Origin of the sequence: Massilia genomosp. 1 (genome assembly GCF_011682185.1) — a bacterium.
GTDB classification, from domain to species: Bacteria; Pseudomonadota; Gammaproteobacteria; order Burkholderiales; family Burkholderiaceae_D; genus Telluria_A; species Telluria_A rubra.
The window spans coordinates 92,981-117,192 of sequence record NZ_WHJF01000002.1; the positions used below are offsets into that span (position 1 = coordinate 92,981).

Sequence of the window (24,212 nt, forward strand, 5' to 3'; positions counted from 1 at the left end):
CTTAAGGGTGCGGACCGGCGCTGCCGACCTGGAAATTGGCGGCCGGGATCTCCCGCAGGCAGGCGGCGGCGACCTGCCTGGAGGGGGCGTCGAGAAACTCGCGCAGCAGGCGCGGCGCGCAGCCGAGCGAGGAGATGCCGTGCCCGGCATTGGCAACCACCAGGTGCTGGGCCTTCGGAATGTGGCGCGCGGCGGCCTCGGCGCGGTGCGGCGGCGTGACCGGGTCGAGCGCGCCCGACAGCAACAAGGCCGGTGCCAGGATCGGGGTCGGCGTGCGCCACGCCACGGCCGGCAGCTTGAGCGACTTGCACTGCTCCATCAACTGGCCGACCCGGCCGCTGCCGAGGAAGGAATTGTTGGCGTCCTCGGCCAGCAATTGCGGAGTCATGCGCGGATAGTCTTCGGCGCAGATCACCGCCATGTGCAGTACCAGCGCGGTGCCGCCTTCGCCGGCCAGGTCGGCGCCGACATTGCGGCGCGCCACGAACGGCGCCCAGCGGCCCTGCCAGGCGCTGTGGATCAGGAACGGCAGGCGGCGCCCGTCGAGCGCCGAATACAGCACGTTGTGTACGGTGCTCAGGAAGCGTTCCTTGGTCATGCTCATCTGCAAGGGCTCGGCGGTGCGCGGATTGGGCAGGTTCAGTTGCACCGGGGTGGCGCTGACCCTGGCCAGCAGGCTGCTGAACTCGCTGCGCAGGGCGGGATAGGCCTGGTTGCAGCCGGGGTCGGCCGCGCACTGGCGGAACAGGGTGTCGAGCGCGGCCTGGCCGTCGCGTCCGCCGGCCGGGATGATCTGGTCGGGCGCGGCCACGCCGTCGAGCACCAGGCTGCGCACGGCGTCGGGAAAGGCGCGCGCATAGGCCTGGGCCAGGCGCGTGCCATAGGACGCGCCCCAGACGTTGATGGTCCGGTAGCCGAGCGCCAGGCGCACTTGCTCGATGTCGCGCGCCGCGTTCTCGGTGGTGTAGGCCGCCAGCGGCGCGCGCACGCCGGCCAGGCAGCGGCGTATGGCGGCGTTCTGCTCGTCGTCGCTGAGATTGTCGGGCAAGTCTTCCTCATCGCAGTCGAGCTTGCCGGACAGGCCGGTGCCGCGCTGGTCGATGAAGACGATGTCGCGGGTGGCGCGCGCGCGCCGGAAAATGGAATAGAGCACCGGCAGCACGTCGCTGCCGGCCTGGCCGGGACCGCCCGCCAGCACGAACACGGGGTCGGGCCGCGCCGATTCGCGGAAGGCCGGGGCCACGGTGATGTGCAAGGGCAGGGCGGGGCCGGTTTTTTGCTGGTAGTCGAGCGGCACGTTCAAGGTGCTGCAACGCAAGCCTTCCTCGGCACCGGGCAGGTGGCAGATGCGCGCCGGCGGGGGCGCGTCGGCCAGGCAGGGCGCCGCCAAGGTCGACAGCAGGGACATCAATGAAGCGGCAAGGCAGTATTTCAATATCACGAGGTCTCCCGACGATAAGCGCGCAGACATAGTAGGTTGACATTGTTTCAGTGGTCAAGAAAGTTTTTCCCCGTCAATTAAATGAGCGACTGTGGTGCAGTCTAGGGCGCGCTGCTCCCAGGCAATTTGCGATTTATCTAGGGATGGCGCCGATGTCATTTCGGCATCACCGGAACGGTGCTTGAGGGGCTTGACCCGGCTATGGAAAGTGCGCTATAGTAGCCGGCTTTCCGTTTGCTCAGGAAAAGACAATAAGGCAGAGTCCGCGGGTAGCATGAGCGGAACCACCATTTGAGCGATTTAATAAGTTTTATATTTAGGAAGTCAACATGAAAACTTTTTCCGCTAAGGGACATGAAGTCCAGCGCGATTGGTTCGTGGTTGACGCGACGGATCTGATCCTCGGACGTGTTGCCAGCGAAGTGGCACTCCGGTTGCGCGGCAAACACAAACCCGAATTCACTCCTCACGTCGACACCGGCGATTTCATCGTCGTGATCAACGCAGGCAAACTGCGCGTGACCGGTACCAAGGCAACCGAGAAGACGTACTACCGTCACTCGGGCTACCCAGGTGGTATCTACGAAACCAACTTCAAGAAAATGCAAGAGCGTTTTCCTGGTCGCGCGCTTGAAAAAGCGGTCAAGGGCATGCTGCCTAAAGGCCCGCTTGGCTACGCCATGATCAAGAAGCTCAAAGTGTACGCGGAAGGTTCCCACCCGCACGCTGCCCAGCAACCTACAGCACTCGTGCTGTTCAAGTAAGGAGCTGACATGATCGGTAACTACAATTACGGCACCGGCCGTCGCAAGAGTGCAGTCGCTCGCGTCTTCATCAAAGTTGGCACCGGCCAAATCATCGTTAACGGCAAACCAGCCGCTGACTACTTCTCGCGCGAAACGGGCCTGATGGTCATCCGTCAACCGCTGGAACTGACCGGCAATGTCGAGCGTTTCGACATCAAGGTCAACGTTCACGGTGGTGGCGAGTCCGGCCAGGCTGGCGCGGTACGTCACGGCATCACCCGTGCATTGATCGACTACGACGCATCGTTGAAGGGCGACCTGGCACGTGCCGGTTTCGTTACCCGCGATGCACGTGAAGTCGAGCGTAAAAAAGTTGGTCTGCGCAAAGCACGTCGCGCAAAGCAATTCTCGAAGCGTTAATTCGCCTCTGGCGCGCACTTCGGTGCGCCGCCGTCAAAAAAGCCGCCGACTGCGAAGTCGCGCGGCTTTTTTGTTTCATGCCGCCCCAACCGGGGTCAGAGCTTTTACTTGCAACTATTTACTGCATTTCATGAAAATGCTGAGAACTATTGCTCGGGCGGTCCCCATCCGCAGCAATTGCATCAGGTTGGCGGCATGTTGAACTTGTCCGTGCTGATCTGTTTCTGATGTCGCAATAATCCTCGACAATCTTACTAATTAAAGCTCTGACCCCGGTTTAACAATCTTGCTAATTAAAGCTCTGACCCCGGTTGGCGCGGGTTGGCGTTGTCCAGCGCTGCGCAGCGTTTTGCGGGCGCTGTTAGAATCACCATCTTTCGGGCATGGCCCACCATTTACTTTCAAGGAATACATATGATCAAAGTTGGCATCGTCGGCGGTACGGGTTACACGGGCGTGGAATTGCTGCGACTGCTGTCGGTCCACCCTGATGTGGAGCTGACCGCGATTACCTCGCGTAAGGAAGATGGCTTGCCCGTCGCTGATATGTTTCCTTCGCTGCGCGGCAAGGTGGACCTGGCGTTCTCCGCCCCCGACAAGGTCGACCTGAGCAAGTGCGATGTGGTCTTTTTCGCTACCCCGCATGGCGTGGCCATGGCCCAGGCCCCGGCCCTGCTGGCCGCCGGCGTCAAGGTGATCGACCTGGCCGCCGACTTCCGCCTGAAAAACCAGGAAACCTTCGAGCAGTGGTACAAAATCCCGCATACCTGCCCGGAATTGCTGGAAGAGGCCGTCTACGGCTTGCCGGAATTGAACCGCGAAGCCGTCAAGAATGCGCGCCTGATCGCCAATCCGGGTTGTTATCCGACCACGATGCAGTTGGGCTTCGTGCCGCTGCTCAAGGCGAACCTGATCGACGCCAGCGCCCTGATCGCGGACGCCAAGTCGGGCGTGTCCGGCGCCGGCCGCAAGGCGGAAATCAGCACCCTGTTCTCGGAGTCGAGCGATAATTTCAAGGCCTACGGCGTGTCCGGCCATCGCCATACCCCGGAAACCGTGGCCCAGCTGCAGCGTTTTACCGGCTTGCCAGTCAACCTGATCTTCACCCCGCACCTGGTGCCGATGATCCGCGGCATGCATTCGACCCTGTACGCGCGCCTGACCACCGATATCAGCAACGAAGCCTTGCAGGAATTGTTCGAAAGCACCTACAAGGACGCGCCCTTCGTCGATGTCATGCCGTTCGGCTCGCATCCGGAAACCCGCTCGACGCGCGGTTCGAACATGCTGCGCCTGGCGCTGCATCGGCCGAACAACGGCAATACCCTGGTGATCCTGGTGGTCCAGGATAACCTGGTCAAGGGCGCGTCCGGCCAGGCCGTCCAGTGCATGAACCTGATGTTCGGCCTGGACGAGACGCTGGGCTTGCAACAGGTGGCGCTGCTGCCGTAAGGTCTCGCCAGCGCCGCCGGGAAGATTAAACTTTAATTAAGCTTTCCAATTCGTCATCAAGTCTCTATGATGGATGTATTTATCCATCATAGAAAGACTGACATGACCTTCGGCCGTTCCCTGTTGTCCGCCCTCGTGCTCGGCATATTTGCCGCCCCCGTGTTCGCCGCTTCCCCTTCCTATTCCGTCACCATGCTCAACACCGGTAACTGGGATCGCTGGCGCCTGATCGACAATGGCGGCGCCCTGTACGGGGAGTCCATGGGCTTTTCGGCGTCGTATTCGAATGGCAAGGTCAACGTGATGCATGTGAGCGATAGTCCGGCGCCCAGCGGCGCCGTGCTGGCCATCAGCAAGGCCGGCCATATCGCCAGCTATGAATACTGGACCACGGCACGCGATTACCCGAACGCCGATGGCTATCTGACCTTCAACGGCACGAGCACCCGGCTCGGCGCGCTCGGCAGCGATTACACCAGCCTGACGACCTTCGCCAACGGCGTCAACGACGCCGGCACGGTCGTGGGCGAATCGCGCACGAATATCCGCATTCCCGGCGGCGAGCCGGGCTATCCCCGCTTCGCGAGCCACGCATTTATTTATGCCAACGGCAAGATGCGCGACCTGGGCACCCTGGGCGGCACCGAAAGCAGCGCCGCCGCCATCAATAACGGCGGCACCATCGTGGGCACCGCTCAAAACGCCGGCCACGACAGTCGCGCCTTCATTTATCAGAACGGCCGTATGAGCGACCTGGGCACGTTCGGCGGCAGCAGCAGCCTGGCCAACGATATCAATGATGCCGGCCTGGTCATCGGCCAGTCCGCACGTGACGAATACGGCTACGTGAAATCGGCCTTTGTGTATGCGAATGGCGCGATGACCGACCTGGGCTGGGGCGCGCAAGGCAGTTCGAACGCGGTCGATATCAATGAGCTGGGCCAGATCGTCGGCTACGGCGCCGACGCCAACGGCCAGACCCGCGGCTTCATTTATCAGAACGGCCAGTTGCTGCAGCTCGACACAGCCGTCGATCCGAGCGCCAACTGGATCATCAAGGCCACCTACAGCATCAACGACAAGGGCCTGATCCTGGCCGATGCGTGCAAGCTCGGCGTGTGCGGCACGGTGGTGCTCAGTCCGGTGCCGGAGCCGGAAACCTACGCCATGATGCTGGCCGGCCTCGGTTTGCTCGGGGTTTGCGCACGCCGTCGCGCCCGGCGCAAGGCTGCAGCTTGACATCGGGCCGAATGGCCGCATTGTAGGTACACTGGCAGCACCGCCCCGGCCCGCGCCGGGGTGTTGCATTTCACGGTCGCCGGCAGTGGTCGATGAGCGTGACTTGTCCCAACAGTCTATAATGACTCATATCCGTTCCCCCGTAGGAGTTCCAAATGAATGCAGTTGCTGAAATGCCAGAAGTGATGCCGGCCCCGATCGTGTTTACCGATAGCGCCGCGCAAAAGGTTGCACAGCTGATCGAGGAAGAGGGCAATCCCGACCTCAAATTGCGCGTCTTCGTACAGGGCGGCGGCTGCTCGGGTTTCCAGTACGGCTTCACCTTCGACGAAATCGTCAACGAAGATGACACCACCATGGTCAAGAACGGCGTGCAACTGCTGATCGATTCGATGAGCTACCAGTACCTGGTCGGCGCCGAAATCGACTACAAGGATGACCTCGAAGGCGCCCAGTTCGTCATCAAGAATCCTACCGCCACCTCGACCTGCGGTTGCGGTTCGTCGTTCTCGGTATAAACGCCGGGTAAAGCGCGTCAGCGCAGGCAGCCGTCACGGCCGCCTGCCGGCTTACGCAGGATACAGGGCGCCCAGGATCCTGGGTCCCTTCGCTCCCGTCACCTGGGGCAGATTACCCGTTTCGCGCCTTGTGAAACGGTAGCCCAGCCACGCGAACGCCAGCGCTTCGACGTGATTCGGGGCCACGCCCAGGGCGTCGCTTGTTTCCACTTTGGTCTTGCCGCCCAGCGCTCGCGCCAGTTCGCGCAGCAGCGCGCCGTTGTACGCCCCCCCGCCGCACACATACACCGCCTCGACCTCGCTGGCCTGCTGGTGGATGGCGCGCGCGATCGTGGTCGCCGTCAGCGCCGTCAGGGTCGCCTGCACGTCTTCAAGCGGCATCGACGGCGCCTGCGCCAGGCCGCGCGCCAGCCAGTCGGCGTGGAACAGGTCGCGCCCGGTGCTTTTCGGGGCCGCCAGGCGGAAGTACGGTTCGTCGAGCAAGATGCCGAGCAAGGTCGGATCGACTTGCCCGCTGGCCGCCCAGGCGCCGTCGGCGTCGTAGGCCTTGCCCTGCTGCAGGCCGATCCAGTGATCCATCAACACATTGCCGGGACCGGTATCGAAGCCGCTGACCGTGCCGTCGGCATGCAGCACGCTGATATTGGCGATGCCGCCGATATTGACCACCACGCGCGTCTGGCCGGCCTGGCCGAAGCAGGCCTGGTGAAAGGCCGGCACCAGCGGCGCGCCTTGGCCACCAGCGGCCACGTCGCGCGTGCGGAAGTCGGCGATGACGTCGATCCCGGTCAGTTCGGCCAAGAGGGCGGGGTGGTTGATCTGGCGCGTGTAGCCGAGCTCGGGACGGTGGCGCACCGTTTGCCCGTGCGCGGCCAGCGCCCGCACCGGGCCGGGGGCGCTTGGTAACAGGGCCGCCACGCATTCGGCGTAGCAGCCGGCCAGGTGGGCGGCGGCCAGCGCTTCGCGCGCGATTTCATTGTCGCCGCTGCTTTGCAGGGCCATCAGGTCGGCGCGCAGGGCGTCTGGAAATGGCACGAAGGCCGCTTCCAGGGTGCGCATGGCGCCGCCGCCAAAATCGACCAGCACGCCATCGACGCCATCCATGCTGGTGCCGGACATCATGCCGATGTAGAGGGTCGAATGCAGGGCCGCATCTGTGCTCATGTGTGTTCCAATCCAAAAAACGCAGGCGAAAAAAAGGGCAGGAGCCGATGATCCGGCGCCTGCCCTCGTATGGTACGTGCTAACGCTTCAGCGCGCCATGTTCGACGCGGTCGTCGGACGCAGCAGGGCGAAGCGGTGCGACATGTCGCCCGCAGCGATCTGGAAGCGTGCGCGTTCGGCCGGCGTCATTGGCGCTTGCGCCAGGACCTTGATCGACATCGGATCGACGGCTTCGTTGTTGACGCGGAATTCGTAGTGCAGGTGGGCGCCGGTCGACCAGCCGGTCGAGCCGACATAACCGATCACATCACCCTGGCTGACCTTGCTACCCTTGCGCAGGCCTGGTGCGAACCGGCTCATGTGGGCGTAGGCGGTGGTGTAGTTGGCCCAGTGCTTGATGCTGACCAGGTTGCCGTAGCCGCCCTGCACGCCGGCGAAGTCGATCACGCCGTCGCCGGACGCGCGGATCGGGGTGCCGTTGGCAGCCGCGAAATCGACGCCCTTGTGGGCTTTCCAGGCGCCGGAAATCGGATGCGTGCGCATCGAAAAACCGGAGGAAATACGGGAAAATTCGAGTGGGGACTTGAGGAAGGCTTTTTTGAGGGCTTTGCCGTCGAAGGTGTAGTAGCCGCCCTGCTTGCTGATCGGGTCTTCGTACCAGACGGACTGGTAAGTCACGCCGCGGTTGACGAATTCGCCCGCCAGGATGCGGCCGGCGCGCACCATTTCGCCGTCTTGCCAGAAGGTTTCGTAGACCACGTTAAAGCGGTCGCCGCGTTTCAGGTCGGAACGGAAGTCGATACTGGTGGAGAACATTTCGATGATCTGGGCGACGATCACGTCGGGCAGTTTGCCGCCGTCGGTGGTGGCGTCGGTCGCCGAGTAGAGCGAGTTGTTGATTTCGCGGGCGCGCATTTCAACCCGGCGTTCGAGCTTGGCCGGGGCTTCCTCGGCGCTGAACTTGTCGCCGGTGCGGGTGATCGAAATCTGTTTGACCGGGTTGTCGCGGCCGTCGACGACGCTGGCGCGCAGCCATTGCAGTTCGCCGTTTTCATCCGTTTGCGCCTGGACCCGCTTGCCGGTCTTGAGTTGCATCACGGCTTTGGCGACTTTATCGGACTTGATGAAGTTGACGGCGGCGGCATCGTCCACGCCGAGGCGGGTGAGCAGGGCGGCGAGCGTATCGCCCGGACGCACCTTCTCTTCGTGGATGAATTGCTGGTCGTCCTTCTGCAGCGCAGCGATCTGGTCGGCCAGGTTCGGCAGTTCCAGATTTTCTGCGATCGATTTGACCGGCAGGTCGGACGCATCAGGGGCCAGGGGCGCTACGCCCGCGGCACCAAATGCGCACACTGCAAGAAAGACTGCGCCAGCGCCAATGATGCGCGACTTTCGCGTTGTTCCTAGCAGGCCGGTCAAGCGTTTGCCTGTGAATTTGTTTGTAGGGTTCATGCAATCAGTTAAAATTTGCCGCTTGAACATTCGCGTTGAGCACTGAACTATTTCTTGTTATTGTTTTGTTTAGTTTTCATTGGGCAAGATTAATCGGATCGAGCAGTATATCAAACTTTTGAATCTTCCCAACAATTTCGACACTTTGCTACAGATTTATTACAAAGCACCTATGACAACACCTGCCACCTCCAAGCCTGCCGCCCCTGCGCAAGGGTCACCTGTACTGCCGCTGACGGACACCGTGCTGGAAGCGCTGGCCATCACCAAGCGCGGCGTCGACGAGCTGCTGATCGAGAGCGAGTTCGCGCAAAAGCTGGCCCGTTCCGAGAAAACCGGCACGCCGCTGCGCATCAAGCTCGGCCTCGACCCGACCGCGCCCGACCTCCACCTGGGCCACACCGTGGTCCTGAACAAGATGCGCCAGTTGCAAGACCTCGGCCACCAGGTCATCTTCTTGATCGGCGACTTCACCTCGATGATCGGCGATCCGTCGGGCCGCAACGTCACGCGCCCGCCGCTGACAAAAGAACAGATCGAAGAAAACGCGATGACCTACTTCAAGCAGGCCTCGCTGGTGCTCGATCCGTCGCGCACGGAAATTCGCTATAACTCCGAGTGGTGCGACCCGCTCGGCGCGCGCGGCATGATCCAGTTGTCCTCGCGTTACACCGTTGCCCGCATGATGGAGCGCGACGACTTCACCAAACGCTTCAAGAGTGGGACACCAATATCGATCCATGAGTTCCTTTATCCTTTGATGCAGGGTTACGATTCGGTCGCCTTGAAGGCCGATCTGGAGCTCGGCGGCACCGACCAGAAATTCAACTTGCTGGTCGGCCGCGAGCTGCAGAAGGATTACGGCCAGGAACAGCAGTGCATCCTGACCATGCCGCTGCTTGAAGGACTCGATGGCGTCGACAAGATGTCCAAGTCGAAGAACAACTATATCGGCATTACCGAGCCGGCCAATACCATGTTCGCCAAGCTGATGAGCATTTCGGACGTGATGATGTGGCGTTACTTCGAGTTGTTGTCGTTCCGTTCGATCGCCGATATCGCCGCCCTCAAGGCGGAAATCGACGGCGGGCGCAATCCGCGCGATGCTAAAGTGGCTCTGGGGCAAGAAATCGTGACGCGTTTCCATTCGGCACAGGCGGCCGAGGATGCGCTGGCGGACTTCGTCAACCGTTCGGCTGGCGGGATTCCCGACGATGCGCCTGAAATGACGGTCGATGGCGCGCCAATGGGGATTGCCCACCTGCTCAAGAAAACCGGGCTGTGCGCGTCGACCTCCGAGGCCATGCGCATGGTCGAGCAGGGCGGGGTGCGCATCGACAGCGCCGTCGTCAGCGACAAGGCCTTGAAAATCGAAGCCGGCAGTTTCGTGCTGCAGGTTGGCCGCCGCAAGTTCCTGCGCGTGACCTTCACCGCATGATCGCGCTGCTGCAACGGGTCAGCCACGCCAAGGTGGTGGTCGACGGCGCCACCATCGGCGCCATCGAGGCTGGCTTGCTCGTCTTGCTGTGCGCCGAAAAGGGCGACAGCGAGAAGGAAGCCGACGCCCTGCTGAGCAAATTGCTGGGCTATCGCGTGTTCGGCGACGAGGCCGGCAAGATGAACCGCAGCGTGACCGACATCAACGGTGGCCTGTTGATCGTCCCCCAGTTCACCCTGGCGGCCGACACCAAGTCGGGCACGCGGCCGTCCTTCACCCCGGCCGCCAGCCCGCAGGATGGCTTGCGCCTGTTCGAGCATGTGGTGCGCCAGGCCCGCGCCCGCCACCCTGTGGTCGAAACCGGCCAGTTCGGGGCCGACATGAAAGTGTCGCTGACGAATGATGGACCGGTCACTTTCTGGCTGCAAGTACACCCAAAATGAAACCAAGCGGGCCGTTTGTGGTCAATATCATCAGTGCAGGAGGTTGCGATGAGACTCTGGAGTGATTCCTTTACCGATGGCGGCCTGATTCCAGCAGCGTGCGCCTTTGCCACGATCGACCCGGACGCGCACACCCGCTTGTCCGTCAACCGCAACCCGCACCTGGCCTGGGACGACGTGCCCACCGGCACCCAGTCGCTGATCCTGTTTTGCTACGATATCGACGCGCCCACGGTCGGCGACAATGTCAATCAAGACGGCGTGGTGGTGGCGGAAGAGTTGCCGCGCGCCGATTTCTATCACTGGACCCTGGTCGATATTCCCGTCGCCATGCGCTCAGTTGCCGAAGGCAAGTTCTCGGAAGGGGTCACGCCGCACGGAAAACCGGGGCCGCTGCTGCCGTTTACCATCAAAAACGGCACCGAGCATCAGTTGCGCCAGGCGGTAAACGATTACACCACGTGGTTTGTGGGCGATCCGGGCATGGCGGGCGAGTTTTACGGTTACGATGGACCTTGTCCGCCATGGAACGATATGCGCGTGCATACCTATCTGTTCTGCATTTACGCGCTCGATATTCCGCGCCTGGCGCTCGAAGGGCGCTTTACCGGCCCCGAGGCGCGCCTGGCCATTCGCGGGCATATCCTCGACGAGGCGCAGATGGTCGGCGTGTATTCGCTCAACCCCGAACTCGCGGCCACCCTGGTCCCTTAAAGAACGCAACTTTTCCAGTCCGGGCACGGCGTGTCCGGCTTACCCATGTCCCCGACCACTATCATTCTCATCCGCCACGGCGAAACCGCCTGGAACGCCGAACGCCGCCTCCAGGGCCATATCGACATCGCCCTCAACGACGAGGGCCTGCGCCAGGCCGCCGCCACGGCCGAGGCCCTGGCAAGCGAGCGGATCGACCTGGTCGTCTCAAGCGACCTGCAGCGCGCCGCCCTGACCGCCGACGCCGTGGCCCGCACGCGCGCCATGCCGCTGGTTCACGCAACAGTCCGGCGTGATCCACAGCTGCGCGAACGCTGCTTCGGCGGCTTCGAAGGCTTGCTGTACGCCGAGATCGAACAGCGCTTTCCGGTCGAGTTCGCCGCCTGGCAGGCGCGCGAGATCGATGCGCCGATGCCGTCCGGCGCGCGCGTGGCCGAAACGTTCCGCCAGTTTTACCAGCGCGCCGTGACCGCCGTCATCCAGTGGGGCGACGCCCACCCCGGCCAGACCCTGGCCCTGGTGGCCCACGGCGGCGTGCTCGAATGCGCCTACCGCGCTGCGCTGGGCCTGTCGCTGGAAACGCCACGCGACTTTCCGGTTCTTAACGCCAGCATCAACCGCTTCCGGGTACGTGACGGCAAGTTGAGCCTCGTCAGCTGGGGCGAGGTCGGACACTTGCAGCCGAAGGTGCTCGACGAGCTTAATTAAGAGCCTATCTCGGTAGGCCGGAGTCGCAGTTGGCGCGCCTGGCAGACGGGGGCTGCGTTGTTCGTCGTTGCATGGCTAGCCATGCGGCCTCCTCGCGCCTTGCCCGCCCCTGCCATGCATCGCCCCCTGCTTCCCCCGGCCTACCGACATAGGCTCTTAGCCGTGTCAAGCCTTTCCGATCCGGTTTTTGTGGCCGTGCAGTGCTGTCAAATGAAAAATAGTGCTTATTAATTGAGCAGCACTTCGGGTAAAATAGAGGGTTCCCGCAAACTCAGAGCGTCCCGCCCGTGCAAATTGGTCCTTACTTGCTGCGCAATAATGTTTTCGTTGCTCCCATGGCGGGCGTGACGGATCGTCCTTTCCGACAACTGTGCAAGCAGTTGGGCGCTGGCTATGCGGTGTCCGAAATGGCTGCCTCGAATCCGCGCCTGTGGGCCACCGAAAAAAGTTCGCGCCGCACCGACCATGAAGGCGAAATGGCGCCGAAAGCGGTCCAGATCGCCGGCGCCGACCCGCAAGACCTGGCCGACTGCGCCAAATTCAATGTCGACCGCGGCGCCCAGATCATCGACATCAACATGGGTTGCCCGGTCAAGAAAGTGTGCAACAGCTGGTGCGGTTCGGCCTTGCTGCAGCACGAAGACCTGGTCGAACAGATTCTGCATGCCGTGGTGCGCGCGGTCGACGTGCCGGTCACCCTGAAATTTCGCACCGGCTGGAACCGCGAGAACAAGAACGCCCTGCGCATCGCCCGCATCGCCGAACAGGCCGGCATTCGCATGCTGACCCTGCACGGCCGTACCCGCGCCGACGGCTACAGCGGCGACGCCGAATACGAGACCATCGCCGCCGTCAAGGCGCAGGTATCCATTCCGGTGGTGGCCAACGGCGACATCACCACCCCCGAAAAAGCCAAATATGTACTTGCGGTGACCGGGGCGGACGCGGTGATGATCGGGCGCGCGGCCCAGGGCCGGCCGTGGATCTGCCGCGAAATCGATCATTACCTGCGCACCGGCCTGCACCTGCCGGCGCCGGCCGTGGAAGAAGTGCGCGCGCTGATGCACGAACATTTGCAGGCGCATTACGCGTTCTACGGCGAGTTTTTGGGCGTGCGCACGGCGCGCAAGCATATCGGCTGGTATGTACGCGACCTGATCGGCGGGGAAGAATTCCGCCAGCAAATGAACCTGCTCGAATCGACCGAAGCGCAGCTGCGCGCCGTCGATGCGTTTTTTGAAACCCAACACATTCATGGCGAACGGTTACAATACCGGCCCGCGGGCCTTGCTCAAGTAGCATTGGCAGCCTGACCCGGCACACAGCCAGCAAGACGACATACCGGAACGACCGCTGCCTGCAGAGCCGCGGCGAAACATTTAATCCGCAGAAAAGCACCAACATCATATGAGCAAAGAAAGTATCCAGGAAGTTGTCCAGAAAAGTCTTGAAGAGTATTTCAACGACCTGGGCGAGCAGCAGGCATCGAACATTTACGACATGGTGGTCCTCACCGTCGAAAAGCCGATCCTCGAAGTCGTCATGACGCGGGCGGAAGGCAACCAGTCGCACGCGGCCCAGATGCTGGGCATCAACCGCAATACCTTGCGGAAGAAATTGCAGGAACACGGATTGCTGTAATGAGTCATTAGCACACACTGAGTGGCCGTGCTATCGAGCGCGAGCCCATCGCGCCCGAGGGGTGCGCCAGTGCAAACACCGAATACTCCACAACCAGGCCACTCACCATGATCAAACAAGCCCTCATTTCCGTTTCCGACAAGACCGGCGTGCTCGACTTTGCACGCGCGTTGTCCGCGCTCGGCGTCGGCATCCTGTCCACCGGCGGCACCGCCAAGTTGCTGGCCGATAAAGGCGTGCCTGTCACGGAAGTGGCCGACTACACGGGCTTTCCCGAAATGCTCGATGGCCGGGTCAAGACCCTGCACCCGAAAGTTCACGGCGGCATCCTGGCGCGCCGTGATTTTCCCGAGCACGTCGCCAAGCTGAGCGAGCACGACATTCCGACCATCGACATGGTGGTGGTCAACCTGTATCCGTTCCAGGCCACCGTGGCCAAGGATGATTGCTCGCTGGAAGACGCGATCGAAAACATCGATATCGGCGGCCCGACCATGCTGCGCTCGGCCGCCAAGAACCACAAGGATGTGATCGTCATCTGCGATCCGGCCGACTACGCCCAGGTGCTGGCGGAAGTGACGGCCGGCGAAGTGCCTTACGACACCAAGTTCCGCCTGGCCAAAAAAGTGTTCGCTCACACCGCGCAATACGACGGCGCGATCACGAACTACCTGACCAGCCTGGGCGAAGACAAGGTACACGCCACCCGCGCGGCTTACCCGCAAACCCTGAACATGACGTTTGAAAAAGTGCAGGACATGCGCTACGGCGAAAACCCGCACCAGTCGGCCGCGTTCTACCGCGACCTGGCGCCGGCCGCCGGTTCCTTGTCCGCCTACAAGCAATTGCAGGGCAAGGAACTGTCGTACAACAATATTGCCGACGCCGATGCGGCGTGGGAATGCGTCAAGTCGCTTGGTGGCCTGGGCCAGCCGGCCGGCTGCGTGATCGTCAAGCACGCCAATCCGTGCGGCGTGGCAATCGGCACCGATGCGCTGGACGCTTACAGCCGCGCCTTGCAGACCGACCCGACCTCCGCTTTTGGGGGCATCATCGCCCTGAACGTTGAACTCGACGGCAAGACTGCCGAAGCGATCGCCAAGCTGTTCGTCGAAGTGCTGATCGCGCCATCGTTCAGCGCCGAAGCGCGCGCCATCATGGCGGCCAAGCAGAACGTGCGCTTGCTGGAAATTGCGCTCGGTTCGTCCAATAGCCCGTTCGACGTCAAGCGCGTCGGCGGCGGCCTGCTGGTGCAGTCGCCGGACGCGAAAAATGTCGGCCTGGAAGAACTGCGCGTGGTCACCAAGAAGCAGCCGACCCAGCAGCAATTGCAGGACATGATGTTCGCCTGGCGCGTAGCCAAGTTCGTCAAATCGAACGCCATCGTGTTCTGCGCCAAGGGCATGACCCTGGGCGTGGGCGCCGGCCAGATGAGCCGCATCGACTCGGCCCGCATCGCCTCGATCAAGGCCCAGAACGCCGGCCTGACCCTGGCCGGTTCGGCGGTGGCGTCGGATGCCTTCTTCCCGTTCCGCGACGGCCTCGATGTGGTGGTGGACGCCGGTGCGACCTGCGTGATCCATCCGGGCGGCTCGATGCGCGACCAGGAAGTGATCGACGCCGCCGACGAGCGCGGCGTGGTGATGCTGTACACCGGCGCGCGCCATTTCCGTCATTAATATCGACGCGGTGCGCAAGTTTGGTATACCGAAGTTTCTCCGGCGGTATACCATTCGTCCATGATTATTCTTGGCATTGACCCGGGCTTGCGCACCACAGGCTTCGGGCTTATCGAAAAGCAGGGCAACAAGCTGCGCTACATCGCCTCCGGCACCATCAAGACGGTATCGGAAGGCGAGCTTCCCGGCCGCCTCAAGGTGATCCTGAACGGGATCGCCGAGCTCGTGCGCACCTACCAGCCGCACTGCGCGGCGGTGGAAAAAGTCTTCGTCAACGTCAATCCCCAATCGACCTTGCTGCTCGGGCAAGCGCGCGGCGCCGCCATTACGGCGCTGGTTGGCGCCGACCTGTCGGTGGCCGAGTACACCGCGCTGCAGGTCAAGCAAGCGGTCACCGGGCACGGCAAGGCGGCCAAGGAGCAGGTGCAGCAAATGGTGGCGCGCCTGCTGGTGCTGCCCGGCCTGCCCGGCAGCGACGCCGCCGACGCGCTCGGGGTGGCCATCTGCCATGCCAACAGTATCGATGCGCTGGCGCTGATCGGCGCGCTGGCGCCTTCGCTTTCCGGCCTGCGCATGAAGCGCGGCCGTCTCGTTTAACCTCGCTTGAAGGTGTTCCCATGATCGGACGTATTTCCGGAGTTTTGCTCGAAAAAAATCCGCCGCAGTTGCTGATCGATTGCAACGGCGTCGGCTATGAAGTCGATGTCCCGATGAGTACCTACTACGACTTGCCCGCCCTCGGCGCGCAAGTGACCCTGTTTACGCACCAGGCGATCCGCGAAGATGCGCATTTGCTGTTTGGCTTCGGCAATGCGGCCGAGCGCGCCGTGTTCCGCCAGTTGATCAAGATCACCGGCGTGGGTGCGCGCACGGCGCTGTCGATCCTGTCGGGCATGACGGTGAACGACCTGGCGCAGGCCGTAACCTTGCAGGAAGCGGGGCGCCTGGTGAAGGTGCCCGGCATCGGCAAGAAGACGGCGGAACGTTTGCTGCTGGAACTGAAGGGCAAGCTCGGCGCCGATCTCGGCTCGGTCGGCGGCGTGGTGCAGCACGATGCGAAATCTGACATTTTGAATGCGCTGCTGGCCTTGGGGTATTCTGACAAGGAAGCCACTGCCGCGCTGCGCAATATGCCGGCCGGCAGCACCGTCTCGGACGGCATCAAGTTCGCGCTTAAGGCGCTGTCCAAAGGTTAATGCTGTTAAGTTAAGCCATATTTGCCCCGAAATTCAGCCTCGTCATTCCCGCGAAGGCGGGAATCCAAGGCATCTTTGCTGAGCGACGGTGCCTTGGATTTCCGCCTTCGCGGGAATGACGGAAGGTAGTTCGACGCCATTCAACAGGCTGAGCTTTAGCTGCAATCACATTTACCCGAAGGTGCATTCATGAGTATCCAGACCGACGACTTCAGCGAGCAGCGCATCATCGCGCCCACGCCGGCGTCGCCCAATGAAGAGGCGATCGAACGCGCGCTGCGGCCCAAGCAGCTCGACGAATACGTCGGCCAGGAGAAAATCCGCGGCCAGCTCGAGATTTTCATTTCGGCGGCGCGCAAGCGGCGCGAAGCGCTCGATCACACCTTGCTGTTCGGGCCACCTGGGCTGGGCAAGACCACCCTGGCGCACATCATCGCGCGCGAGATGGGCGTGAACCTGCGCCAGACCTCCGGCCCGGTGCTCGAGCGCCCGGGCGACCTGGCCGCGATCCTGACCAATCTCGAAGCGAACGACGTGCTGTTCATCGACGAGATTCACCGCCTCTCGCCGGTGGTCGAAGAGATTTTGTATCCGGCGCTGGAAGACTACCAGATCGACATCATGATCGGCGAAGGGCCGGCGGCGCGCTCGGTCAAGCTTGACTTGCAGCCGTTTACGCTGGTGGGCGCGACCACGCGCGCCGGCATGCTGACCAATCCCCTGCGCGACCGCTTCGGCATCGTGGCGCGGCTCGAATTCTATAACACGGCGGAACTGACCCGCATCGTCACGCGCAGCGCGTCCTTGCTCAACGCGCCGATCGTCGAAGAAGGCGCGCGCGAAATCGCCTTGCGCGCGCGCGGCACGCCGCGTATCGCCAACCGCCTGCTGCGGCGGGTGCGCGATTACGCCGAAGTCAAGGGCACCGGCGAAATCACCAAGCCGATGGCCGACGCCGCGCTGGTCATGCTCGATGTCGATTCGGTCGGTTTTGACGTGATGGACCGCAAACTGCTCGAAGCGGTGCTGTTCAAGTTCGGCGGCGGGCCGGTCGGCATCGGCAACCTGGCGGCGGCCATCGGCGAGGAGAGCGATACCATCGAAGACGTGCTGGAACCGTACCTGATCCAGCAGGGCTATTTGCAGCGCACCCCGCGCGGACGCATCGCCACGCCGCTGGCCTACCAGCACTTCGGCCTGGCCGCCCCGCGCACCAGCCCGACGGGCGACTTGTGGGACAACCTGGCGCCGTAAATCAGCGCCGGTCGCGCCGGCCGCGCCGGTCGGACTGGGGTGGAATGTAGATCAGTTCTTCTTCCTCCCGCTGTTTGCGGCGATCCTTCCACCAGTCCCAGCAGTCTTTGGCGTCGACGCAATCGGATACCGTGTCGCAGGCGTTGCAGGCGTCGCCGGGGGAGGGCAGGTCGACCGAGCAGTCGCAAGGCACGCAATCGCCGGCCTGGCCTGGCCGCACCAGCAGCGGGCGCATTGGCGGCGCTGGAGGCGGGCGATAGCGGCGGTAGGCAAGGCCGCATTTGCGCAGCCGTCCACGCAGCACCGCCATGCCATCCCACACGCCATAGCGGCGGATGGCGCGCGCGCCGAAGGCCGAGCAACTGGCGTTGCGCGTGTAGGCGCAGTAGGCGCAGCAAAAACCCTTGTAGGGTGACAGATGGCGCTGGTAGAAACCGATCGCCGAGAGTGCGAGTGTTTTCATCATGGTGGGCATGTCGCCAACGCTGGACGCGGCGCCTGTTTTGATTTCAGGAAACAATGTTTTTTGGGAGTATGTCCTTCCGACTCTTCCAGAACAAGCAGGTATTTACGATGTTTATCTACCGTAAAACAGGAGAGTCATCGCATGCAAGCAGCCATTGAGGAGACGCCGGAGGTGCCCCAGCGCCAGATCCGCGCCGTGTATGACGACGCCACCATCCGCGTCTACCAGGCCTATTCGGACGAGGTTGCCGAGGCCGCGCTGGCCAGGGGAACCTTCGTTTCGCCGCCATTCAAGATGGAGCGCATGACCTGGATCAAGCCGTCGTTTTTGTGGATGATGTATCGCGCCGGTTGGGGTTTCAAGGATGACGGGCAGCGGCGCATCCTGGCGATCGATATCAGCCGGGACGGGTTCGCATGGGCGCTGGAGCACGGTTGCCTGAGCCATGCGGAAGGGGATGCCGGGGTCAACAAGGATCGGTATCCGGTGCGCATTCAGTGGGACCCGGAGCGCGACCTGCACCTGCACAGGCTGGGGTACCGCTCGATCCAGATCGGGCTGGGCAAGGAGGCGGTGAGCTTGTACGTCACGCAGTGGATCCGCGCCATCACCGACGTGACACCGCTGGCGCACGAGATCCATGCGCTGGTGCAGGCGGGGCGGCTGGATGAGGCGCGCGCCAGGCTGCCGGTGGAGCGGGTGTATCGATAGGCCGGGTGGGGGCCCTGCGCCGGGCTGGCGCAAACAGGGAAGGAAAATTGCTTGGACATCTTGAAGTTAGCTGTACTATTTTTTATGACGGCGCTGGCGGGCATGGCGATGATGATTGCTTTGCAGCCGTCGCAGTAAGGGAGCCGGGCGCTGCGCGCTTATTGTTGATGCGTGGTGTACGCACACCCTGCCGGCTTTGAAGACGGGCCAGCCGAATGGGTACATGGTCCAACAAGTCTCCACAGGTACTCAGTGCGGCGGGACCAGCAGCGGCCAGACGGCGCAGGCCATCAGGTACAATATCCGCAGGGCGGCGCATGAACGCGAGGGAGTGTGGGAATGTTGACTAATGAAATGAAACGCCAGGTATTTCTGAAATTGCGATCTGAAAACTATCGGGCCAGCCTTCGCCTCGAAGGACTGGCTCAACGTTCCATAGGCGTCAGCAAGCCTGCAGAGGCATCCGCCGAAGCCACACCCAAGAAAAAGCATGTCAGATAAGTACGGTACGGGTACGGATACGCAATACTGCTATCCGAACGCTGATGTGCTGATTAATAAGCTGGGTATCACCGATGGGCCGGGCTTGGAGCAGGCTGAAATTGAGTTGACGCAGGCGCGCATTGAGCAGTACGAACCCAACTTCGATGATATTTCTCTGGCAGCGCTGCGGCACATTCACTTTCATCTGTTTCAAGATATCTATGGCTGGGCTGGGCACCTGCGGACGGTCGATATCAGCAAGGGCAACACCCGGTTCGCGAACGTATCCCGCGTCGAGCCTGAAGCGGAAAAGCTGTTCCGGCAGCTTGAGCAAGAAGGCTATCTCGCCGGACTGCCACGTGCGCAGTTCGCAGGCCGATTGGCACACTATTACTGTGAACTCAACGTCATCCATCCATTTCGAGATGGCAATGGACGTGCGCAGCGCTTGCTGTTTGAAGTGATCAGCATCAATGCCGGCTATGCGCTGCGCTGGGAACCTATTGGCCGCACGGAATGGGGGGAAGCCAACATCGCCGCCTACAACTGCCGGCTTCAATCTCTAACCGATCTCCTCGATCGCGCTCTCACGTCGATTTGAGCCACTTGGCAAAGCACCGCGAACGGTAACGGTGCCAGGTCTGACATGTGATTGACGACGCGACGCCGGCAGAATATTGGCACGCCATTGTTTGGACGTGGTGATCTCACTGATTGATCAGTCGGGCGCATCGGATGATGGCGGATTTTTCCGGTTTCGCATCAGGAATTTTTTCCCCGCCGTGAGCGCGAAAAACATCCCCGCCAGCGCAAACCCCGCCGCATATTCCTTCGACGACAGCGCAAAAAACAGCGCGCTGGCCAGGAGGAAGCACACCACAGCGGTGAGAAGAGGATTTTTCATGAAAGGCAAGCCCGTTATTGTCGCAGATCGTCGAGTATGACCTGCAAGCGCGCGCGTATCAAGCGCGCTTACTTGGGTGGCAGCATCTGGTCGGCCCGCTCGCGCCAGCGTCGTGGACGATAGCCCGGGTCGCGTTTGGCCGGCCACACGAAGGACGTGAACAGGAAGATCGACACGCACAGCAGCGGCAGCATTACCCCCAGCACGGCAGGCTCGGGATAACGGTAGATCATGGCGCCGCCCGCGATCAATTGAAACAGGACGATCAGCACCGCCAGTGTGCGCCGCCAGGCCGAACGCAGGGTCCGATAACCGACCACGGCGAAGAAAAAGTATCCGCAAGCAAAGGCGAGAATGCCGGCGCCCATGACCAGCAAGGTCGCGCCGCCCGCAAACGGATGCAGTTGCGCCGGCGGCAGCAAGGTCAGCGAAGTGGCGAACAGGGCCGCCAGGCCCGCCAGGAAGGCGAGCGCCTGTAGAAGTAACATCCGGACTCCGCATGATGCGACGGACTCGTGTCCGGCATGGTTCAAAGGAAAAATTGCATGATTTTTATTAAACTTGTCGAAACATAACACATGTTTCAATGCGGTGCCAACGGGGTGCGCCAAGGCGGCGCGCCAAGGCGGCGCGCCAAGGCGAGGCGCTATACTGCGCGGACCCGCTGCCAACCCGTCAAGAAAGAACTGAAGATGATGCAAATCTGGGTCGATGCCGATGCCTGTCCGGTCGTGATCAAAGACATCCTGTACCGCGTGGCCGAGCGCCTGCAACTGAACGTGACCCTGGTCGCCAACCAGCTCATGCGGGTGCCGCCGTCGCGCTTCGTGCGCGCGGTGCAGGTGCCGTCCGGGGCCGACGTTGCCGATGCCGAAATCGTGCGCCTGCTTCATCCAGGCGACCTGGTGGTGACGGGCGACATTCCCTTGGCCGCCGACGTGCTGCTCAAGGGCGGCTTTGCGCTCAACCCGCGCGGCGAGTTCTATACCAACGACAACATCGCCCAGATGCTCACCATGCGCAAGTTCATGGATGAATTGCGCGGCAGCGGCGTGGACACCGGCGGCCCGGCGCCCTTCGGCCAGGCCGACCGCCAGAACTTCGCCAACCAGCTCGACCGCCACCTGGCGCGCCACGTCAAACGCCCCTGAACCGGCGTACAATCACGGCACGTTTCAACGAACAACGACGACTTCTGCAAAGGTCACCATGAAGGTCTTACGTATTGTTGGCATCTTGGTCGCCGTGCTCGCCATGGTCGGCTTCGGCTTGTGCGGGGTGCTCGGCGTGATGATCGGTTTCCGGCCATACACCGATGCGGCAAACATGTTCGATGAGACTTTTTTCATGGGCCTGGCTGGGCTGGCGATCTGCGCCACGCTTGCCTGGTTTCTTGGTAGAAAGCTGTATAGAGCGTTCGGCGCACCCGCTAAGTGAGCCGGCCTTCGCTACCATCGGGGACCTCGAAAAACCGTAGCGCTGCGCAGTAGGTTTTCCGAGGTCCCCATCGTGAACGCACATTTTCTCGTGAGGCAGCTGTGTCCTTTCTACGCGCCGTCGGCTTGTTGATTGCCTTGATCGCCATGGTCGGCATCGGCGCGTGTGGCGTGTTCGGGCTGTTTCTTGCCGCACACTCGGGACCTGCGGCAGCGCCGAACGAATTGCTCGTCTTCGGGCTCATCGGCGTGACCCTTTCCGCCATGCTCGGCTGGGGTATCTACCGCCGCTTGCGCAAGACAGGCGCGCCGCCAGCGCCGCCGCAGTCGGAGCAATGACGCTGCCCCTATCCCCCGGCGTCGCCCATGCCGTACACCTGCTGTTCGAATGGGCGGCGGTTGCCGTCGGCATGCAGCTGTACCGGGGCCAGCGGGCGCGTGCCGGCGCCAGCGGTATCCTGAGCAACAGCGGCTACGCTGTGGTCATCGGCTGCATCCTCGGCGCCGCCATCGGCAACAAGCTGGTGTTCTGGATCGAGTACCCGCACCTGTGGGCCGCGCAAGCGGGTACCATCAGCGTCTGGATGTCCGGAACGTCGATTGTCGGCGGCCTGCTCGGCGGCTTGCTGGGTGTGGAAATCGCCAAGAAATTAACCGGCCAGCGCCACTCCACCGGCGACCAGTTCGTGCTGCCGCTGATGGCCGGCATCGCGCTCGGGCGCGTCGGCTGTTTTCTCGCGGGCCTGAACGACGGCACTTACGGCAAGGCCACCGCGCTGCCGTGGGGCGTCGATTTCGGCGACGGCATTGCGCGCCACCCCACCCAGTTGTATGACATCCTGTTCGTGCTCGCGTGGGGCGGCCTGCTGCTGGCGTTGCGCGCGCGCTGGCGCGACAAGCCGGGCCTGATGTTCAAGCTGTTCTTGTCCGGCTACCTGCTCTGGCGCCTGGCCGTCGACGCCATCAAGCCGCTGCGCTACGATTACGGCGCGGGCCTGGGCGGCGTGCAACTGGTGTGCGTGGCCGCGCTACTTTGCTATCTCCCTTTACTCGCCAGGCAGCTCGGCGGGCCGGCGCCACTGAAAGCGATCGAACCATGAGCCGGAAAATCCGACCCTACCTGTTTTACGACACCACCACCTCGGTGTGTTCCACCTGCCTGCATCCGGTCGAGGCCAAGATCATCTTCAAGGGCAGCGAGGTCTTCATGGACAAATGGTGCAGCGCGCACGGCGCCGAAAGGGTGCTGGTGAGCGACGATGTCGATTACTACCGCCTGTGCCGCGAAGTCTTCGTCAAGCATCCCGAGATGCCGCAGACCTTCAACACGCCGATGCAATACGGCTGCCCGTACGACTGCGGCCTGTGCCCCGACCACATGCAGCACTCCTGTTTGTCGATCGTCGAAATCACCGACAACTGCAACCTGAACTGCCCCGTGTGTTACGCCGAAAGCGGCACCCACCGCGAACTGCACAAATCCTTCGAGGACATCATCAAGATGCTCGATGCGGTCGTCGCCAACGAGGGCGAAGCGGACGTGATGCAGCTCTCCGGCGGCGAGCCGACCCTGCATCCGCGCTTCTGGGACATTCTCGACGCGGCCAAGGCGCGCCCGATCAAGCACGTGATGGTCAACACCAACGGCATCGTGCTGGCGCAGGACCCGGCCTTCGCGCGCCGCCTGGCCACCTACGCGCCCGGCATCGAGGTGTACCTCCAGTTCGACTCCCTGCGCAGCGACGTGCACAAGGCGCTGCGCGGCGCCGACCTGACCCGCATCCGCGCGCAAGCCCTGGCCAACCTGAACGCGGCGCAGTTGTCGACCACCTTGGTGGTCACGCTCAAGAAGGGCCTCAACGACGACGAAATCGGCGCCATCATCGACTTCGCGCTGACCCAGCCCTGCGTGCGCGGCGTGACCTTGCAGCCGATCCAGGATGCAGGGCGGGTGGAACGCTACGATCCACGCATGCACCGGCTGACCGTGTCGGAAGTGCGCCGCAAGATCACCGAACAGACGTCCCTGTTCACGCTGGCCGATATCGTGCCGGTGCCATGCAATCCGGATACGCTGGCCATGGCGTACGCGCTCAAGACGGCCGGCCAGGTGGTGCCGCTGACGCGCTACCTCGATCCGAAAACGCTGGTCGAAGGCAGCAGCAACACCATCGTCTTCGAACGCGACGAGACGCTGAAAAAGAGCATGAAGGAGCACATCTTCAAACTGTTCGCGACCAATCATTCGCCCGAGTCGCAGGCCAACTGCCTGTCGGAGTTGATGTGCTGCCTGCCGCTGATCGACGCGCCGGCCGGCCTCAGTTACGACAATGTATTCCGCGTGCTGATCGTGCAGTTCATGGACGCGTATTCGCTCGACGTGCGCGCGCTGAAAAAATCATGCATCCACTTTGCGCAGCCGGACGGGAAGATGATCCCGTTCGAAAGCTATAACCTGCTGTACCGCAGCGGCGAGCAATTGGCCACGATCCGCGCCAGCATCGCGCAGCAGACCGCGCAGCGCACAAGCGTGCGCAAGGTCATTCCGATCGGCGCGCAGTAAACCGCACGGACGGAATGCGCTCCGGGTGCGTACAGCGCCAGGCCGGCGCCGGCAACGGCCATGGTCAGCGCCGCCGCCAGGAACACCCGGCGGGTGCGGCGGATGGCCGCCTCGATCCAGTGAACGCGGTCGAAAGAGCGATGT

28 protein-coding genes and 2 pseudogenes are annotated in these 24,212 nt (G+C 62.4%); 24 read left to right on the forward strand and 6 right to left on the reverse strand.

Annotated elements, in window-relative coordinates:
- Position 1: 1 nt before the first annotated feature.
- Complete coding sequence (locus F1735_RS01120; protein WP_373888448.1) at positions 2-1,441, reverse strand: alpha/beta fold hydrolase; 1,440 nt, start codon at positions 1,439-1,441, stop codon at positions 2-4.
- A 329-nt stretch (positions 1,442-1,770) separates the two neighbouring features.
- On the opposite strand from F1735_RS01120, the gene rplM reads away from it, so the two are divergent.
- The 6 genes and pseudogenes from rplM (at position 1,771) to erpA (ending at position 5,816) form a co-directional block, all read left to right on the forward strand.
- The gene (gene rplM, locus F1735_RS01125; RefSeq protein ID WP_054266289.1) at positions 1,771-2,205 is read left to right on the forward strand and encodes a 50S ribosomal protein L13; all 435 of its coding nucleotides are present in this window, start codon (positions 1,771-1,773) and stop codon (positions 2,203-2,205) included.
- Between the two features lie 9 nt (positions 2,206-2,214).
- Positions 2,215-2,607 (forward strand): 30S ribosomal protein S9, encoded by a 393-nt coding sequence (gene rpsI, locus F1735_RS01130; RefSeq protein ID WP_054266290.1) that lies wholly within the window; start codon positions 2,215-2,217, stop codon positions 2,605-2,607.
- Between the two features lie 414 nt (positions 2,608-3,021).
- The gene (argC, locus tag F1735_RS01135) at positions 3,022-4,059 is read left to right on the forward strand and encodes an N-acetyl-gamma-glutamyl-phosphate reductase (protein ID WP_167235202.1); all 1,038 of its coding nucleotides are present in this window, start codon (positions 3,022-3,024) and stop codon (positions 4,057-4,059) included.
- Positions 4,060-4,362: 303 nt separating this feature from the next.
- Positions 4,363-5,073: pseudogene (locus F1735_RS38175) on the forward strand (DUF3466 family protein); the annotation flags it as partial.
- Between the two features lie 114 nt (positions 5,074-5,187).
- Positions 5,188-5,298 (forward strand): annotated as a pseudogene (locus F1735_RS38180) (FxDxF family PEP-CTERM protein); the annotation flags it as partial.
- A gap of 155 nt (positions 5,299-5,453) precedes the next feature.
- On the forward strand, positions 5,454-5,816 hold the full coding sequence (erpA, locus tag F1735_RS01145; protein WP_054266294.1) for an iron-sulfur cluster insertion protein ErpA: 363 nt from the start codon (positions 5,454-5,456) through the stop codon (positions 5,814-5,816).
- A 51-nt stretch (positions 5,817-5,867) separates the two neighbouring features.
- Here erpA and F1735_RS01150 read toward each other — a convergent pair whose 3' ends face one another.
- Together F1735_RS01150 and F1735_RS01155 are read right to left on the reverse strand one after the other, a co-directional pair.
- On the reverse strand, positions 5,868-6,980 hold the full coding sequence (locus tag F1735_RS01150) for an anhydro-N-acetylmuramic acid kinase (protein WP_167235204.1): 1,113 nt from the start codon (positions 6,978-6,980) through the stop codon (positions 5,868-5,870).
- A gap of 87 nt (positions 6,981-7,067) precedes the next feature.
- Positions 7,068-8,432, reverse strand: coding sequence for a M23 family metallopeptidase (locus F1735_RS01155; RefSeq protein ID WP_167235205.1), 1,365 nt, complete (start codon positions 8,430-8,432; stop codon positions 7,068-7,070).
- Positions 8,433-8,604: 172 nt separating this feature from the next.
- On the opposite strand from F1735_RS01155, the gene tyrS reads away from it, so the two are divergent.
- From tyrS to ruvB, 10 genes are all read left to right on the forward strand, one after another.
- Positions 8,605-9,870, forward strand: a complete 1,266-nt coding sequence (gene tyrS / locus F1735_RS01160) for a tyrosine--tRNA ligase (RefSeq protein ID WP_167235206.1) — start codon at positions 8,605-8,607, stop codon at positions 9,868-9,870.
- Positions 9,867-10,313 carry a D-aminoacyl-tRNA deacylase gene (dtd, locus tag F1735_RS01165; RefSeq protein ID WP_167235207.1) on the forward strand — a complete coding sequence of 149 codons (447 nt, stop codon included), beginning with the start codon at positions 9,867-9,869 and terminating at the stop codon, positions 10,311-10,313. Before tyrS ends, dtd begins: the two co-directional genes overlap by 4 nt.
- Positions 10,314-10,361: 48 nt before the next feature.
- Positions 10,362-11,027 carry a YbhB/YbcL family Raf kinase inhibitor-like protein gene (locus F1735_RS01170; RefSeq protein ID WP_167235208.1) on the forward strand — a complete coding sequence of 222 codons (666 nt, stop codon included), beginning with the start codon at positions 10,362-10,364 and terminating at the stop codon, positions 11,025-11,027.
- Positions 11,028-11,072: 45 nt separating this feature from the next.
- Positions 11,073-11,735 (forward strand): histidine phosphatase family protein, encoded by a 663-nt coding sequence (locus F1735_RS01175; protein WP_167235209.1) that lies wholly within the window; start codon positions 11,073-11,075, stop codon positions 11,733-11,735.
- A gap of 287 nt (positions 11,736-12,022) precedes the next feature.
- Positions 12,023-13,048, forward strand: coding sequence for a tRNA dihydrouridine synthase DusB (dusB, locus tag F1735_RS01180; protein WP_167235210.1), 1,026 nt, complete (start codon positions 12,023-12,025; stop codon positions 13,046-13,048).
- Between the two features lie 94 nt (positions 13,049-13,142).
- A complete protein-coding gene (locus tag F1735_RS01185) occupies positions 13,143-13,376 on the forward strand; it encodes a helix-turn-helix domain-containing protein (RefSeq protein ID WP_054266301.1) in 234 nt (77 codons plus the stop codon).
- Positions 13,377-13,483: 107 nt separating this feature from the next.
- Positions 13,484-15,055, forward strand: a complete 1,572-nt coding sequence (gene purH, locus F1735_RS01190; protein WP_167235211.1) for a bifunctional phosphoribosylaminoimidazolecarboxamide formyltransferase/IMP cyclohydrolase — start codon at positions 13,484-13,486, stop codon at positions 15,053-15,055.
- A gap of 60 nt (positions 15,056-15,115) precedes the next feature.
- Positions 15,116-15,652 (forward strand): crossover junction endodeoxyribonuclease RuvC, encoded by a 537-nt coding sequence (gene ruvC, locus F1735_RS01195; protein ID WP_167235212.1) that lies wholly within the window; start codon positions 15,116-15,118, stop codon positions 15,650-15,652.
- A gap of 20 nt (positions 15,653-15,672) precedes the next feature.
- Complete coding sequence (gene ruvA / locus F1735_RS01200) at positions 15,673-16,251, forward strand: Holliday junction branch migration protein RuvA (RefSeq protein ID WP_166898459.1); 579 nt, start codon at positions 15,673-15,675, stop codon at positions 16,249-16,251.
- A 189-nt stretch (positions 16,252-16,440) separates the two neighbouring features.
- Positions 16,441-17,505 (forward strand): Holliday junction branch migration DNA helicase RuvB, encoded by a 1,065-nt coding sequence (gene ruvB, locus F1735_RS01205; protein WP_166870337.1) that lies wholly within the window; start codon positions 16,441-16,443, stop codon positions 17,503-17,505.
- A gap of 1 nt (position 17,506) precedes the next feature.
- Here the strand turns inward: ruvB and yidD are convergent, their stop codons facing one another.
- A complete protein-coding gene (gene yidD, locus F1735_RS01210; protein ID WP_222852924.1) occupies positions 17,507-17,968 on the reverse strand; it encodes a membrane protein insertion efficiency factor YidD in 462 nt (153 codons plus the stop codon).
- Positions 17,969-18,112: 144 nt separating this feature from the next.
- Between yidD and F1735_RS01215 the strand changes: the two genes are divergently transcribed.
- From F1735_RS01215 to F1735_RS01225, 3 genes are all read left to right on the forward strand, one after another.
- Positions 18,113-18,682, forward strand: a complete 570-nt coding sequence (locus F1735_RS01215) for a DUF4291 domain-containing protein (RefSeq protein ID WP_167235214.1) — start codon at positions 18,113-18,115, stop codon at positions 18,680-18,682.
- Between the two features lie 339 nt (positions 18,683-19,021).
- A complete protein-coding gene (locus F1735_RS01220; RefSeq protein WP_167235215.1) occupies positions 19,022-19,183 on the forward strand; it encodes a YhfG family protein in 162 nt (53 codons plus the stop codon).
- Entirely contained in the window at positions 19,173-19,766 is a 594-nt protein-coding gene (locus F1735_RS01225; RefSeq protein WP_167235216.1) for a putative adenosine monophosphate-protein transferase Fic, read from the forward strand. Before F1735_RS01220 ends, F1735_RS01225 begins: the two co-directional genes overlap by 11 nt.
- 117 nt (positions 19,767-19,883) lie before the next feature.
- On the opposite strand, the gene F1735_RS01230 is transcribed toward F1735_RS01225, so the two are convergent.
- Together F1735_RS01230 and F1735_RS01235 are read right to left on the reverse strand one after the other, a co-directional pair.
- Entirely contained in the window at positions 19,884-20,078 is a 195-nt protein-coding gene (locus F1735_RS01230; protein ID WP_167235217.1) for a hypothetical protein, read from the reverse strand.
- A gap of 59 nt (positions 20,079-20,137) precedes the next feature.
- Positions 20,138-20,557, reverse strand: a complete 420-nt coding sequence (locus F1735_RS01235; protein WP_167235218.1) for a hypothetical protein — start codon at positions 20,555-20,557, stop codon at positions 20,138-20,140.
- 207 nt (positions 20,558-20,764) lie between these two features.
- On the opposite strand from F1735_RS01235, the gene F1735_RS01240 reads away from it, so the two are divergent.
- The 5 genes from F1735_RS01240 (at position 20,765) to F1735_RS01260 (ending at position 24,068) form a co-directional block, all read left to right on the forward strand.
- On the forward strand, positions 20,765-21,220 hold the full coding sequence (locus F1735_RS01240) for a YaiI/YqxD family protein (protein ID WP_167235256.1): 456 nt from the start codon (positions 20,765-20,767) through the stop codon (positions 21,218-21,220).
- 58 nt (positions 21,221-21,278) lie between these two features.
- Positions 21,279-21,506 (forward strand): hypothetical protein, encoded by a 228-nt coding sequence (locus tag F1735_RS01245; RefSeq protein ID WP_167235219.1) that lies wholly within the window; start codon positions 21,279-21,281, stop codon positions 21,504-21,506.
- A 101-nt stretch (positions 21,507-21,607) separates the two neighbouring features.
- Positions 21,608-21,844 carry a hypothetical protein gene (locus tag F1735_RS01250; RefSeq protein WP_167235220.1) on the forward strand — a complete coding sequence of 79 codons (237 nt, stop codon included), beginning with the start codon at positions 21,608-21,610 and terminating at the stop codon, positions 21,842-21,844.
- Positions 21,841-22,605, forward strand: a complete 765-nt coding sequence (locus tag F1735_RS01255) for a prolipoprotein diacylglyceryl transferase (protein WP_167235221.1) — start codon at positions 21,841-21,843, stop codon at positions 22,603-22,605. Before F1735_RS01250 ends, F1735_RS01255 begins: the two co-directional genes overlap by 4 nt.
- Positions 22,602-24,068, forward strand: coding sequence for a radical SAM protein (locus F1735_RS01260; protein WP_167235222.1), 1,467 nt, complete (start codon positions 22,602-22,604; stop codon positions 24,066-24,068). Before F1735_RS01255 ends, F1735_RS01260 begins: the two co-directional genes overlap by 4 nt.
- Positions 24,069-24,212 lie beyond the last annotated feature (144 nt).

Excerpts from the sequence above, each read along its gene's own strand:
- rplM (WP_054266289.1), top strand. The coding sequence starts at position 1,771 with ATGAAAACTTTTTCCGCTAAGGGACATGAAGTCCAGCGCGATTGGTTC.
- rpsI (WP_054266290.1), top strand. The coding sequence starts at position 2,215 with ATGATCGGTAACTACAATTACGGCACCGGCCGTCGCAAGAGTGCAGTC.
- argC (WP_167235202.1), top strand. The coding sequence starts at position 3,022 with ATGATCAAAGTTGGCATCGTCGGCGGTACGGGTTACACGGGCGTGGAA.
- erpA (WP_054266294.1), top strand. The coding sequence starts at position 5,454 with ATGAATGCAGTTGCTGAAATGCCAGAAGTGATGCCGGCCCCGATCGTG.
- F1735_RS01150 (WP_167235204.1), bottom strand. The coding sequence starts at position 6,980 with ATGAGCACAGATGCGGCCCTGCATTCGACCCTCTACATCGGCATGATG.
- F1735_RS01155 (WP_167235205.1), bottom strand. The coding sequence starts at position 8,432 with ATGAACCCTACAAACAAATTCACAGGCAAACGCTTGACCGGCCTGCTA.
- tyrS (WP_167235206.1), top strand. The coding sequence starts at position 8,605 with ATGACAACACCTGCCACCTCCAAGCCTGCCGCCCCTGCGCAAGGGTCA.
- dtd (WP_167235207.1), top strand. The coding sequence starts at position 9,867 with ATGATCGCGCTGCTGCAACGGGTCAGCCACGCCAAGGTGGTGGTCGAC.
- F1735_RS01170 (WP_167235208.1), top strand. The coding sequence starts at position 10,362 with ATGAGACTCTGGAGTGATTCCTTTACCGATGGCGGCCTGATTCCAGCA.
- F1735_RS01175 (WP_167235209.1), top strand. The coding sequence starts at position 11,073 with ATGTCCCCGACCACTATCATTCTCATCCGCCACGGCGAAACCGCCTGG.
- F1735_RS01185 (WP_054266301.1), top strand. The coding sequence starts at position 13,143 with ATGAGCAAAGAAAGTATCCAGGAAGTTGTCCAGAAAAGTCTTGAAGAG.
- purH (WP_167235211.1), top strand. The coding sequence starts at position 13,484 with ATGATCAAACAAGCCCTCATTTCCGTTTCCGACAAGACCGGCGTGCTC.
- ruvC (WP_167235212.1), top strand. The coding sequence starts at position 15,116 with ATGATTATTCTTGGCATTGACCCGGGCTTGCGCACCACAGGCTTCGGG.
- ruvA (WP_166898459.1), top strand. The coding sequence starts at position 15,673 with ATGATCGGACGTATTTCCGGAGTTTTGCTCGAAAAAAATCCGCCGCAG.
- ruvB (WP_166870337.1), top strand. The coding sequence starts at position 16,441 with ATGAGTATCCAGACCGACGACTTCAGCGAGCAGCGCATCATCGCGCCC.
- yidD (WP_222852924.1), bottom strand. The coding sequence starts at position 17,968 with ATGAAAACACTCGCACTCTCGGCGATCGGTTTCTACCAGCGCCATCTG.
- F1735_RS01215 (WP_167235214.1), top strand. The coding sequence starts at position 18,113 with ATGCAAGCAGCCATTGAGGAGACGCCGGAGGTGCCCCAGCGCCAGATC.
- F1735_RS01220 (WP_167235215.1), top strand. The coding sequence starts at position 19,022 with ATGTTGACTAATGAAATGAAACGCCAGGTATTTCTGAAATTGCGATCT.
- F1735_RS01225 (WP_167235216.1), top strand. The coding sequence starts at position 19,173 with ATGTCAGATAAGTACGGTACGGGTACGGATACGCAATACTGCTATCCG.
- F1735_RS01235 (WP_167235218.1), bottom strand. The coding sequence starts at position 20,557 with ATGTTACTTCTACAGGCGCTCGCCTTCCTGGCGGGCCTGGCGGCCCTG.
- F1735_RS01240 (WP_167235256.1), top strand. The coding sequence starts at position 20,765 with ATGCAAATCTGGGTCGATGCCGATGCCTGTCCGGTCGTGATCAAAGAC.
- F1735_RS01245 (WP_167235219.1), top strand. The coding sequence starts at position 21,279 with ATGAAGGTCTTACGTATTGTTGGCATCTTGGTCGCCGTGCTCGCCATG.
- F1735_RS01255 (WP_167235221.1), top strand. The coding sequence starts at position 21,841 with ATGACGCTGCCCCTATCCCCCGGCGTCGCCCATGCCGTACACCTGCTG.
- F1735_RS01260 (WP_167235222.1), top strand. The coding sequence starts at position 22,602 with ATGAGCCGGAAAATCCGACCCTACCTGTTTTACGACACCACCACCTCG.